12 protein-coding genes are annotated in these 12,140 nt (G+C 62.3%); 6 read left to right on the top strand and 6 right to left on the bottom strand.

All coding sequences use genetic code 11. The features are described 5' to 3' along the window. Positions 1-451 precede the first annotated feature (451 nt). Positions 452-781 (top strand): hypothetical protein, encoded by a 330-nt coding sequence (locus H043_RS0109980; RefSeq protein WP_027611729.1) that lies wholly within the window; start codon positions 452-454, stop codon positions 779-781. A 188-nt stretch (positions 782-969) separates the two neighbouring features. Here H043_RS0109980 and cynR read toward each other — a convergent pair whose 3' ends face one another. Further along, entirely contained in the window at positions 970-1,848 is an 879-nt protein-coding gene (gene cynR / locus H043_RS0109975; protein ID WP_027611728.1) for a transcriptional regulator CynR, read from the bottom strand. Between the two features lie 119 nt (positions 1,849-1,967). On the opposite strand from cynR, the gene cynS reads away from it, so the two are divergent. From cynS to H043_RS0109960, 3 genes are all read left to right on the top strand, one after another. Next, a complete protein-coding gene (gene cynS / locus H043_RS0109970) occupies positions 1,968-2,435 on the top strand; it encodes a cyanase (protein ID WP_049827830.1) in 468 nt (155 codons plus the stop codon). 83 nt (positions 2,436-2,518) lie between these two features. Next, positions 2,519-2,755 carry a DUF2790 domain-containing protein gene (locus H043_RS0109965; protein ID WP_027611726.1) on the top strand — a complete coding sequence of 79 codons (237 nt, stop codon included), beginning with the start codon at positions 2,519-2,521 and terminating at the stop codon, positions 2,753-2,755. 12 nt (positions 2,756-2,767) lie between these two features. After that, positions 2,768-3,427, top strand: coding sequence for a carbonic anhydrase (locus tag H043_RS0109960; RefSeq protein ID WP_027611725.1), 660 nt, complete (start codon positions 2,768-2,770; stop codon positions 3,425-3,427). A gap of 128 nt (positions 3,428-3,555) precedes the next feature. Here the strand turns inward: H043_RS0109960 and H043_RS0109955 are convergent, their stop codons facing one another. The 3 genes from H043_RS0109955 to H043_RS0109945 form a co-directional block, all read right to left on the bottom strand. Next, a complete protein-coding gene (locus tag H043_RS0109955; RefSeq protein WP_027611724.1) occupies positions 3,556-5,058 on the bottom strand; it encodes an aldehyde dehydrogenase family protein in 1,503 nt (500 codons plus the stop codon). Between the two features lie 191 nt (positions 5,059-5,249). Continuing rightward, positions 5,250-6,158, bottom strand: a complete 909-nt coding sequence (glsB, locus tag H043_RS0109950; RefSeq protein ID WP_027611723.1) for a glutaminase B — start codon at positions 6,156-6,158, stop codon at positions 5,250-5,252. A gap of 379 nt (positions 6,159-6,537) precedes the next feature. After that, positions 6,538-8,154: a murein L,D-transpeptidase gene (locus H043_RS0109945; protein ID WP_027611722.1), complete on the bottom strand. Its 1,617-nt coding sequence runs from the start codon at positions 8,152-8,154 to the stop codon at positions 6,538-6,540. 150 nt (positions 8,155-8,304) lie between these two features. Between H043_RS0109945 and H043_RS0109940 the strand changes: the two genes are divergently transcribed. Continuing rightward, positions 8,305-9,018 (top strand): murein L,D-transpeptidase catalytic domain family protein, encoded by a 714-nt coding sequence (locus H043_RS0109940; RefSeq protein ID WP_027611721.1) that lies wholly within the window; start codon positions 8,305-8,307, stop codon positions 9,016-9,018. On the opposite strand, the gene H043_RS0109935 is transcribed toward H043_RS0109940, so the two are convergent. Further along, positions 8,966-10,354, bottom strand: a complete 1,389-nt coding sequence (locus tag H043_RS0109935) for an MFS transporter (protein WP_027611720.1) — start codon at positions 10,352-10,354, stop codon at positions 8,966-8,968. The genes H043_RS0109940 and H043_RS0109935 overlap by 53 nt on opposite strands. A gap of 103 nt (positions 10,355-10,457) precedes the next feature. On the opposite strand from H043_RS0109935, the gene H043_RS0109930 reads away from it, so the two are divergent. Further along, on the top strand, positions 10,458-11,345 hold the full coding sequence (locus tag H043_RS0109930) for a LysR family transcriptional regulator (RefSeq protein ID WP_027611719.1): 888 nt from the start codon (positions 10,458-10,460) through the stop codon (positions 11,343-11,345). Here the strand turns inward: H043_RS0109930 and H043_RS0109925 are convergent. Further along, positions 11,342-11,962 (bottom strand): cell wall hydrolase, encoded by a 621-nt coding sequence (locus H043_RS0109925; protein ID WP_027611718.1) that lies wholly within the window; start codon positions 11,960-11,962, stop codon positions 11,342-11,344. The genes H043_RS0109930 and H043_RS0109925 overlap by 4 nt on opposite strands. Positions 11,963-12,140 lie beyond the last annotated feature (178 nt).

Genomic DNA, 12,140 nt, shown 5'->3' with positions numbered 1-12,140 from the left:
CACTACAAAACCGTTGACGGCACCGTTTTGCTTTTGCATGATGAAGACGTTCCCCGATCGGGAACATCGGTAACACGCTTGAGCAAACTCGTCTGACCGCCGAGTTGTTTTTTCCGGATACACGCTGCCCACAAGGCAGATTGAAGAAGCTGACCTGGCCTGAACGTCCAGTACAAGGACGAGAAGCGCTGGCGAAAATTCTCAAGACGCTTGTGGTCGACCCTGAAAACGTCGTCAAGGAGCCTCCCGGTTTTCGCTGCTTCTCCTCGTTGTGACGCTATTGCGTAGCAGTTATTCAACACGACTACATGCAACAGACGCATGACCCCGTACTTCACACGGGCGACGGCTGACGTCCTGGTTTCGGTGCCAGGGATCAACTAACCGATGGGCTACCTGTATTAGCGAATCAACTTTGAAAGATCACCAGACTGGTCAAGGGGCAAACATCATGAATCTGAACAATCAACCTACTATCGAAGAACTGGCTCGTATGTTCGCTGCGCAAAAAGACAGCCACGACAGCCACATTCTCTGGATCAGCAAGTCGGGTCAGGTGCATATCGACTGCCTGTCGCCCCATGCTGGTGAGGAAGAATTCGACCGCAGCAACCAGAACCTGCTGGCCCGCCTGAAGATGTACCGCCGCGGCCACGGTTATGTCGGCAAGAAAGCTGCGGCCGACAAGGACTTCATCAGTAATGTGCTGCAGACGCTGAAACAGGCGTGGGATTCGATGCAGAACAAGAATGAAGTTCGGGTGATTGACCGGTTCTACTGATTTACAACTTCAATAAATAAAAGGGGCCTGCTTCCAACAGAAGCAGGCCCTTTTTATATCCGCAATTCACCACACAATCCTGTGGGAGCGGGCTTGCTCGCGAATGGGCCGGGTCAGTCACCATCACCTCAACTGAGACACCGCATTCGCGAGCAAGCCCGCTCCCACAGGGGGGGCTGTGTTGTTGGTCAGATTTTCGTGTGCAGGACCAGATTCATGAACGCCACCGCCGCCGCACTGTGGTAATTATTGCGGCGCCGCAACAACGCCGCCCCACGCTGCGGTGCTTCATTCTCTACGCTCAAGCGACGCAACGCCCGGTCTTCGCTGGCAATCGCTTCGGGCAACATCGTCGCCATCGGCGAATGCCGCACCACCTCCAGCAACGTACTCACCGAGTTCACCTCGATCCGCACCTGTGGCGTGATCCCCTGCTGACGGAAATACTCATCGATCGATAACCGTGTGATGAAATCTGGCGCCAGCAAGGCGAAATCCAGTTGCGCAAGATCACTCGATGTCAGCACCGCGCTGCTGTCGTACAGCGGATGCTCGCGCCCGACCATGATCCCCAGGGTTTCAGTAAACGCCGGAATACACTCGATGTCCGGGTGGCGCACCGGGGTAAAGGCAATCGCGATGTCCAGCGAATCGTCCGCTAGCCCCGCCTCGATATCATCCATCGACAGCTCGAAAATCTGCAGATGGATACCCGGATAGCGTGCGGCGAAATCACGCACCAACGGCCCGACCAGATAGGCCATGAACGTCGGCGTCATGGCCAGCCGCAAGCTGCCACGGGACAGATCCTTCACGTCATGCAACGCCCGCTTGCCCGCCTCCAACTCCACCAGCACGCGCCGCGCACACTCAATGTAAGCCTCACCGGCATCGGTGGGTTTAACGGTGCGCGAGGTGCGGTCGAACAGATTCACCCCGAGGCTTTCCTCCAGTTGGCGGATCTGTTGCGACAAGGTCGGCTGCGACACATGCAACGCCTCCGCCGCCCGGGTGAAGCCGCCGTGATCGGCAACGGCCAGCAGATATCGCAAATGTCGCAGCAGCATGGGATCACCATCTATAGGCAGGACTTATGCGAAGCATTGTATATCGGTCTTGGACGCTATGGATCAATCGGCAGAAGATGGCTCCCAGACAGCAAGCCAACCTTGAAAGGAGTGACACCATGCAACAGTCCCACGCCTATAACGATGCCAGCCTGACCCTGACCACGCGCATTCTCGACATCAAGGCCCGCAAGAATTTGTCATGGCAGGATCTTGCCGATGGCACCGGCCTGAGCCTGGCCTACGTCACCGCCGCCCTCCTCGGCCAGCACCCACTGCCACAAAACGCCGCGCAAGTGGTTGGCGACAAACTCGAACTGGACGCCGACGCCGTTGCCGCCCTGCAGATCATCCCGCTGCGTGGCAGCCTCAGCGGTGTGCCGACCGACCCGACCATCTACCGCTTCCACGAGATGATCCAGATCTACGGCACCACCCTCAAAGCCCTGGTCCACGAGCAGTTCGGCGACGGCATCATCAGCGCCATCAACTTCAAACTCGACATCAAGAAAGTCGAAGACCCGGAAGGCGGCTCCCGCGCCGTGGTCACCCTCGACGGCAAGTTCCTGCCGCTGCGCCCGTTCTGATCCACCCCGGCCCGCACCCCGTGTGCGGGCCCATCCAAACCTCAATTGCCAAGTCGTCACCACATCTGCCTGGAGGCTGCCCCATGCACAAAATTCTGTTGATCCTGACCCTGCTCGCCGGCCTTGCCGCCCAGGCCCAGGCTGATGAAGAGGCGATTGCCTATCGATACGGCATGACTCTGGATATTGCTGAAATCGTGAACATCACCCCGGTCGCCGACGTCTGCGGCGTTGTACCGGTCGAGATGACCTACCTCGACAGCCACGGCGCAAAACACATTCTTCAATACAGCGAATTCGGCACCGGCTGTTCGAACTGAGAGGACAACACCATGAAAAACCTGATCGAAGGCTTCCTGAAGTTCCAGAACGAGGCGTTTCCGCAACGCACCGAGCTGTTCAAGCACTTGGCGACCACTCAAACCCCGGGCACCTTGTTCATCACCTGTTCCGACAGCCGTGTGGTGCCGGAACTGCTGACCCAGCAAGAACCCGGCGAGCTGTTCGTGATCCGCAACGCCGGCAATATCGTGCCGTCCTACAGCCCGCATCCGGGCGGGGTTTCGGCGACGGTGGAATACGCGGTGGCGGTACTTGGGGTGACGGACATCGTGATCTGCGGCCACTCCGATTGCGGCGCGATGACCGCGATTGCCCAATGCAAATGCATGGATCACCTGCCCGCCGTCAGCGGCTGGCTGCAACATGCCGAGTCGGCGAAAGTGGTGAACGAGGCGCGGCCGCATGCCAGTGACGCGGCGAAATTGAGTTCGATGGTGCGGGAAAATGTGATCGCGCAACTGGCGAACATTCAGACCCACCCGAGCGTGCGCCTGGCCCAGGAGAAAGGCCTGCTGAACCTGCATGGCTGGGTGTATGACATCGAGACCGGCTCGATCGATGCGCTGGCGGCGGATCGGCGCACGTTTGTGCCGTTGGCTGAGCAGCCGGCGACGTGCGCCGTTCAGGCAAACACTAGCGCAGCCGCCTGAAGGAGAACAGTGCAACTCTGTGGCGAGGGAGCTTGCTCCCGCTGGGGCGCGCAGCGGCCCTCGCTTATTTGGGTCTGCTGCGCAGACCAGCGGGAGCAAGCTCCCTCGCCACAGGTTTGGTGTTCAGATCAGCGTTTTACGCTGAGGTCGATCTGGGTCATACGGCTACGCACCGTAAACACGCCATCCCCCGAAAGAATCGCACTGCGCGCAAACAGGCGCCCACTCTCCCAGTTCGAAAGCCCCAGTTCCGGCTTGTTCAGCGCGTACTGGCCATCGACCCAACGGGTAATCCCGTTACCCACAAACGGCGCGTTCACCGCGTTGTAAAAACGCTCTTGCGCAGCAGCATCCTCGCTGATCAGCGACACCGTGAACTGTGGGCTGTAGCGGTTGAACAGCGCGATCGCCTGATCCAGATCGTCGACGATCATCAGGCTGACTTCCGGGGTTTCTTCCCACTCCCACTCGCAGCCCAATTCGGATTCCGCCAGCACTTCGGCCAGGGCTTCGGTCTGATAACCCTCGGCGCGATAGACCTCGACCGTCGCGTTGTGCCACTCGGCCGGCAGGTAACTTTCGCTGCCTGCGACGATGTGCAATTTGCAGCCCTGACCGCGTGCGGTACCGGCCTGCTTCAGCGCATCGAGAAACAGCGGCACCAGTTCGATGGCGCGATCACGTTGAATCAGGCAGACGTTCAGCGTGTTGCAGACTTTGCGATCCAGCGAATTACGCACCACGGCGGCAAAACGTGTGGCATCGGCGTGACGATCGGCTATCAGCCACGCGCCACCAGTGCCGTGCAGGCTGACCGCCGTGCCCGCCTGCTGGGCGATGCTGCCCAACTGGCTGACCGCACGCCCCGAACCCCGGGCCACCGCCAGCGACAAACGCCGGTCGGCGAACATCGCCCAACCGGCGGCGTGATTGACGCTTTCCACCAGCGACACCGCACCCGCCGGCAGACCGGCATCGGCCAGCGCCGGGTTCAGCGCGTGAGTGACGATTGCTTGCGCGGTGCCCAATGCATCGCTGCCGATGCGCAGCACCGCGGTGTTGCCGGTGCGCAGTACGCCGGCGGCATCGGCGAACACGTTCGGCCGTCCTTCAAACACGAACGCCACGATGCCCAGCGGCGATACCACTTGCTCGACCTTCCAGCCGTCGTGTTCGACGCAGCTGATGACCTTGCCGCGCGTGGCCGGCACATCCCGCCAGGCGCGCAGACCGGCGATCATGTCGCGGCGCATGCGTTCGTCGGCGAGCAGTCGGGTGGTCGAGCGGCCACGGGCCTTGGCGCGTTCGATGTCGGCCAGGTTGGCGGCTTCGATCAGGTTCCAGCACTCCGCGGTTTCCAGGCGTTGCGCGAACAGATCGAAGAAGTGGCTGATGGCTTCGTCGGAGACTGCCGACAATGCAGTGAATGCCGCTTCAGCACGCTCGATTGCCACCGCAGCCGCTTGTTGATCGACCACCGGAATCAGCAACAGCTCGCCACTCACCTGCTCGACCAGCAGGTGGTCACCGGGCTGAAACCGCGCCGCCAGTTCGGGGCTGACCACGGTCACGCGGTTACCAGCGAAAGGGATCGGCGTGCCAGCGACTAGACGTTCGAGCGCAAGAGACATGAAGCGGATTCACCATAAGAGGGGCGGCCGGAAAATGTATAGGAACTGCGCTCTCCGAGGCAACACAAAACCCTTGTGGGAGCGAGCCTGCTCGCGAATGCGGTGGGTCAGCGAGAGATGCATCGACAGGCACGACGCTTTCGCGAGCAGGCTCGCTCCCACAGGGTTTTTTTAGTGTTTGGAAGATCGGGTCAGAACACCGACCAGCCAATCCGCGAACTGAGCATCTCCAGCGCCGCCATCCCCGCCAGCGAGTTACCGGCAGCATTGAGTTCCGGCGACCACACGCACACGCTGAACTGCCCCGGCACCACCGCGACAATGCCGCCGCCAACCCCGCTCTTGCCCGGCAAGCCGACGCGATAAGCGAAGTTGCCGGCCTCGTCGTACAGGCCGCTGGTGGCCATGATCGAGTTGACCTGCTGAGTCTGGCGCCGAGTGAGGATCTGTTCGCCGCTGTGCTTGCAGAAACCGTCGTTGGCGAGGAAGCAGAATGCGCGGGCCAGATCGATGCAGTTCATGCGCAACGCGCAGTGGCTGAAGTAACTGCGCAGCACCGCTTCGACGTCGTTGTGGAAGTTGCCGAAGGATTGCATCAGGTACGCCATGGCCGCGTTGCGGGCGCGATGCTGGTATTCGGACTCGGCGACCTTGCCGTCGACGATCACCTGTGGATTGCCCGACAGGCGCCGCACGAAGTCGCGCATCGACAGGGCTGGCGCGGCGAAACGCGACTGGTTGATGTCGCAGATCACCAGCGCCCCGGCGTTGATGAACGGATTGCGCGGGCGCCCGCGTTCGAACTCCAGTTGCACCAGCGAGTTGAACGGCTGGCCGGACGGCTCGTGCCCCAGACGCTCCCAGATCGCCTCGCCGGAATGCTCGATCGCCTGCACCAGGCTGAACACCTTGGAAATACTCTGCACCGAGAACGGCGTCTCGGCGTCGCCGGCGCAATACATTTCGCCGTCGTTGCCATACACCGCAATGCCCAGCTGATTGGCCGGCACGGTGCCGAGGGCGGGAATGTAATCAGCCACTTTGCCCTGCCCGATCAAGGGCCGGACAGCGTCAAGAATCTCGTTCAACAGCGCTTGCATGCCGGGTTCCGAAGTCTCGCCCCATGGGATTGCGGGGACACTGGGGCTAGACGCCGCGCAACTGCCACGAATCACACTGGCTACACAGAGAACTGTAGTGGATGAAGGATTCAGGGCTGGCCACGATCAAGGGTGGGAGTGGGCTTGCTCACGAAGGGGTCGGCACAGTCAGCATTGATGTTGGCTGACCTGACGCTTTCGCGAGCAAGCCCGCTCCCACAGGGGCTGTGGTGGATGAAGGATTCAGGGCTGGCCACGATCAAGTGTGGGAGTGGGCTTGCTCACGAAGGGGCCGGTACAGTCAGCATTAATGGCGGCTGAACTGACGCTTTCGCGAGCAAGCCCGCTCCCACAGGGGGGGCTGCTGTAAATCCGGAACTCAGTGTGCGCCGTCGAGACCGGCGAGCAGTGCGCTGTCGCGGCTGTAGATATCCGGCGCATAACGCACCTGCCCATCCTTGCCGACCTGCGCCGTCCAGTAGGTCATGAGGATCGGCACCGGTGCCGACAGACGGAATTCGTGGGTGCTGCCGGTAGCGAGCAAGGTGTCGGTGCGGGTGCGTTCCGCCGGGGTCAGCAACAGGTCGCGCAGTTGCATCGGGTGCTCGACCCGCACACAGCCGGAGCTGAAGGCGCGCGGGCCTTTGTCGAACAGGGCCTTGCTCGGCGTATCGTGCAGGTACACCGCGAAGGGGTTGGGGAAGCGGATCACCAGTTGCCCCAGCGGATTACGCGGCCCGGCCTCCTGGCGCAGCATGATGTTGCCGGGGTTGTCCCAGTCGATATCCGCTGCGGCCAACGGCTGACCATGGGCGTCGAGCACCTGCAGATTCTGCCGGCTGAGGAAGGTCTGGTCCTTGCGGATCGCCGGCAGCTTGTCTTCTTTCCAGATGGTCGGCGGCACGGTCCAGGTCGGGTTCAGGGTCAGACGCGTAACCCGGGATTTCAGCAGCGGGGTCTGGCGTTCGGCGCGACCGACCTGAGTACGGGTCTGCCAGACCGGCACGCCGGCCTGGTACAGGGTCAGCTCGGCGGCGGCGACGTTGACCAACAAACCGTCGGGTTCCATGTCCTGCGCCAGCCAGCGGAAACGCTCAAGGTTGACCCGCAATTGCTCGCGGCGGGTCAGCGGGCTGATGTTGAGCTCGGCAATCGTCCCCGGCCCAACTACCCCGTCGGCCTGCAACGAATGGTTGGCCTGAAAGCTCTTCACCGCTTCCACCAGCACGCCCTCATAGGCATTGCCGGGCGTACCGATGGCGTGAGTCAGATAGCCTTCGTTGAACAGGCGTTGGGCCAGTTCCGGCACGCGTTTGTCTTCCATCGCCGGGCGCAGCAACGGGCCGTTGCCCACCGACTGCCAGTGCGGCAAGGCCTGCAGCCGCTGGCTGGCGTAGAGGTGGCGCAGGCTCTGGTATTGCGCCAGACGCGGACGCGCCAGATCGAACGCGGTCTTGATGTCCTGCAGACCGGGCACGGCGATCGCCAGCAATTCCGCCTGACGATCACGCGGGGTGTCATCGGAATGCCACAGCGGCTCGAAATGCGATTGCAGCAGACGACCGTAATGCAGGTCCTGCAGGGCTTGAAGATAAGAGCGGCTGATGTCGATATCGGCGCACAACTCGCCGTCCTGCGGCGGGTTGGCCGCCACCGGGTAGCGCTTGGGATTGAGGCCATCATCGGCCAACAGCTGTAACTGCGCGCGCAAGGCCGGCAAACGCCCGGACTCGCTGGCCCACACCGGCATCCAGTCCTGCTGCTGATAGAACGCCTGCAATTGCGTCAGCGCCGCGCCGCTCAGGTGCGCGGCAATCGCCGGGCACGCCTGGGGTAAACCGATCAGCACCGCTTGCAGCGGACTTTGCGGCTCGAGCGGCATTTCCGCCGGCGGCGTCGGCAGGGTCTGCAACGGTGGCAGCGGCTCATCGGCGCAAGCGACAAACGGCGCAGCGAGCAAACAAATGCTCAAGTAGCATGCGTACTTTTTGAACAACTGCTTTACTCCAATCCGTGGCCGTCTGAATGACGGTCAACCTTACATCAGGTGCGCTGAACAGTCAGGCTCGAAACAGGGGTCTGTCGGGTATGACTGGGAGTCAGGAGCCAAAGTGCCAAATAAGTAGCAAGTGAGGACACTTTATAAATGTTGACGTATTTGCGCCGACTTCTGCTGACCACCGCGACCCTCGTCGTCGTGAGCAGCCCAGCTTTCGCCGCCGGCAAACCATCGCCGGTTCTCTTCACCAGCCTCGCCCACGCCGCGCCGGAACTCAATCCCCAAGCGCTGAAAGGTGCCTTGAGCGCCATGCAATGCGCAGTGAACAATGGTGCGAGACCCTCACGCCACCTGGCGATCATCGACTATTCGCAGCCCTCCACCGCCCGCCGGCTGTGGATCTTCGATCTGAACAGAAAGAAACTGGTGCTGCGCGATCTGGTCGCCCACGGTTCAAATTCCGGGGAAAATTTCGCTACCCAGTTCTCCAACCGCGAAGGCAGTTACCAGTCCAGCCTCGGTCTGTTCCGCACCCAGGAAAGTTACGAGGGGACCCACGGTTATTCGCTGCGCATGGACGGTCTGGAACCGGGCTTCAATGACCTGGCCCGCGACCGGGCCATCGTGATCCACGCCGCCGACTACGTGAATCCGTTGTGGAGCAAGCGTCAGGGCCGTATCGGTCGCAGCCAGGGTTGCCCGGCGGTGCGCCCGCAAGTGGCGAAGCAGGTGATCGATAAACTCAAGGACGGCCAGTTCATGTTCTCCTGGTACCCAGACCAGCGCTGGCTGAAGTCCTCGCCGTACCTCAACTGCCAGCCGCAGCAAGTGGCGAGCATCTTGAGTACCCACGCCAGCTGACGATCAGGGCCACGACCATCAGCGCCGCCGCAACCCCGAACGTGCTGTGCAAGCCACTGCCGATGACCTCGGCCGGGGCTTGCGTCGGGTCGCCCGTAGCGAAGGCAAACACCGCACCCATGAACGCCGCGCCAGTGATCAGTCCGAGATTGCGTGACAGCCCGAGCAGGGCCGACACCACGCCGCGCTGATCCTGACTGACCATGGCCATCAACCCGCTATTGTTGGCCGCCTGAAACAACGCGTAATTGCTGGCAATGATCGCCATCGGCAGCAGATACGCCGGCAGACCGAGACTCATCGGCAACAACGCCAACAAACTGCAACCACCGGCCAACCCGAACAACGCCCCCGGCACCACCCGCCGCGCACCGAAGCGATCCACCAGACGCCCCGCCGGCACCCCGCCACACGCCGCCAGCAGCGGCCCGACCGACAATGCCAGGCCGACCACGGTGCTGCCCAGTCCCAGGCCCCGGCTCAGGTAAAACGGCCCGACCACCAGCGTGGTCATCATCACCGTCGTTACCAGCAACGTTAGCGCCAGGCTGCTGCTCAGACGTGCGTCGGCAAACAATGACAGGCGAATCAGCGGCGCCCTGGCGTTCATCTCGACCGCAACAAACACCCCTGCCCCGCACAGGCTGACCAGCAGCAACATCAGCGTGTAGCCATCGAGCGTCATCGCCAGCGCGTAGGCGGCCAGCGTCAATACCAGCACCACGGTGCCGAGGTAATCAAACGCGACTGCCGATTTGGCCGGGCGATCGGCCGGTAGATAACGATAAACCAGCCACGCATTGAGCAGGCCCAATGGCACGTTGAGGACAAAGATCGACGGCCAGCCGACATGCGCGATCAGCAGACCACCCAGCGATGGCCCGAGGCTGGTGCCGGTGGCCGACATGGTTGCCAGCAAACCCATCGCGCTGCCCGCTCGCGCCTTGGGCACCGCATCCGCCACCAGCGCCACCGTCAAGGCGAACATGATCGCCGCGCCAAGGCCCTGCACGGCCCGCGCGCCGATCAACCAGCCCAGCCCCGGCGCCAGCGCACAGCACAGCGAAGCACTGGTAAAAATGCCGATGCCGATCAGCAGCAGGCGTCGCCGCCCGAACACATCGCCCAGACGCCCGACACTGACAATCAACGTGGTGACCGCCAGCAGGTAGGCCAGCACGATCCACTGCACCTGTTGAAACGTCGCCTCGAACGCTGCAGCCAAGGTCGGTAATCCGGCATTGGCGATGCTGGTGTCCAGCGACGGCATCAACATCGACAGCGCCAGACTGGTCAGCGCCCAGCGGGCTTGAGGGGGCAAGGGGGATCCGGGCATCGGGCGCTCCTGGTGCAAAGGTCAGACGGCATAGCCTGCGTCTCGACAAGGCAAGGCGCAAGACGCATGCTTTGCACTTGATACCTGCACGGAACGCCATGTCATGAGCACACCGGATCTGAACCTGTTGATCACCCTCGACGTGTTGTTGCGCGAAGGCAGCGTCGCCCGCGCCGCGCACATTCTGCGGCTGAGCCCGTCAGCGATGAGCCGCGCCCTGGCCCGGCTGCGCGAAACCACTGGCGATCCGTTGCTGGTGCGCGCCGGCCGAGGTCTGGTGCCGACCCCGCGTGCGCTGGAATTGCGTGAGCGGGTCAGCGCTCTGGTGCAGGAAGCCGAGGCGGTGTTGCGTCCCGCCGAAGTGCTCGATCCCGGCCAATTGCAGCGCACCTTCACCCTGCGCAACACCGACGGTTTTGTCGAAACCTTCGCCGCCGCGCTGCTCGCGCGCATCGCTGAAGAAGCACCCGGCGTGCGCCTGCGCTTTGTGCAGAAAGCCGACAAGGACAGCACGCCGCTGCGCGAAGGCCGGGTCGATCTGGAGACCGGCGTGGTCGACGACAGCACCGACCCGACGCTGCACAGCCGCATTCTGTTTGAGGATCACTGGATCGGTGTGGTTCGTGAGGGCCATCCGTTGAGCTCGGGCAAGATCAGCAGCAAACGCTTTGCCGGCGGCCAGCACATTCTGATCTCACGGCGCGGGCGCAGCAGCGGCCCGGTCGACGAAGCGTTGCTCGCCGCAGGTCTGACGCGGGATATCGTCACGTCATTCGGCGGCTTTTCGGCGGCGCTGACGCTGGTCCGCGAATCGGACCTGATCGCCACGGTTCCGGAGCGTCACACCAGCAAGCTGCGCATGGGCCTGCACAGCTTCGCCCTGCCCTTCAGGATGCCGCCGATCAGCGTGTCGATGCTCTGGCACCCGCGCATGGACGCCGACCCGGCGCACCGCTGGTTGCGCAATTGTGTACGAGAAGTCTGCGTTTAACGCGCATCGCCCCCAGACGGTTTGTAGAACAGGAATTTGCCGACCGCGGCGGTCTTTTTGTACTCCTTGGCCCAGCTCGGATGCACCTGGCGATCATGGAAGTACAGTGCGCCATGGGTGCGATCCGGCAACTGGCGGTTGAGCGCCTTACCGGCGATGTCCTTGGCCAGGGTGTATTCGGCGTCTTCCTTGACCTGATCGGCCTTGCCATCGCACCACCAGGAGAACTGGCAGCTCTTGGTTTCCGAACCTTGCTTGACGACTGCACACACGGTGTCGGGGAAGCCGTCATGGCCGAGGCGGTTCATCACCACGTTGGCCACCGCCTCCATTTCCAGCGTGTCGCGGCCCTTGGCTTCCCAGTAGATACTGCGCGCCAGGCAGGTGATCGGATCGTCCAGCGGCGCGGTGCCGGCGGGGTCAACCGCCTGCACTTCAGTGGGGGTGATCGCTTCGGATTTGGGTGCTGGCGCCGCGCTGACTTTGTCGGCGGCCTTTTCTTCCAGCACCTGGGCTTTCTCTTCGGCCTTGGCCTTGATCGGGGTCTGATCGGTGGCGTTCACAACGCCGGCCATAAGGGTTAATGCGAAACAGCCAGCCAACCATTTCAATCCCATGTCAGTTCTTCCGGCAACGCCCGTTCCGGGCAAGGTGTTTCGTGGGGGAGACGCCCGGTTCCCGGGGCCTTCGGAGAGTGTAGACGGCAAATACCGACGTAACGTTCCGCAGAAAAAACCGCTCGATGAAGAAAAAGACATTGCACTGACCGGGGGCCTTTCGCGCATCATGAGCGCA

The sequence above is a fragment of the Pseudomonas sp. URIL14HWK12:I6 genome, assembly GCF_000514195.1.
Lineage (GTDB): Bacteria > Pseudomonadota > Gammaproteobacteria > Pseudomonadales > Pseudomonadaceae > Aquipseudomonas > Aquipseudomonas putida_A.
This window is presented reverse-complemented; position numbering and strand designations above follow the sequence as displayed.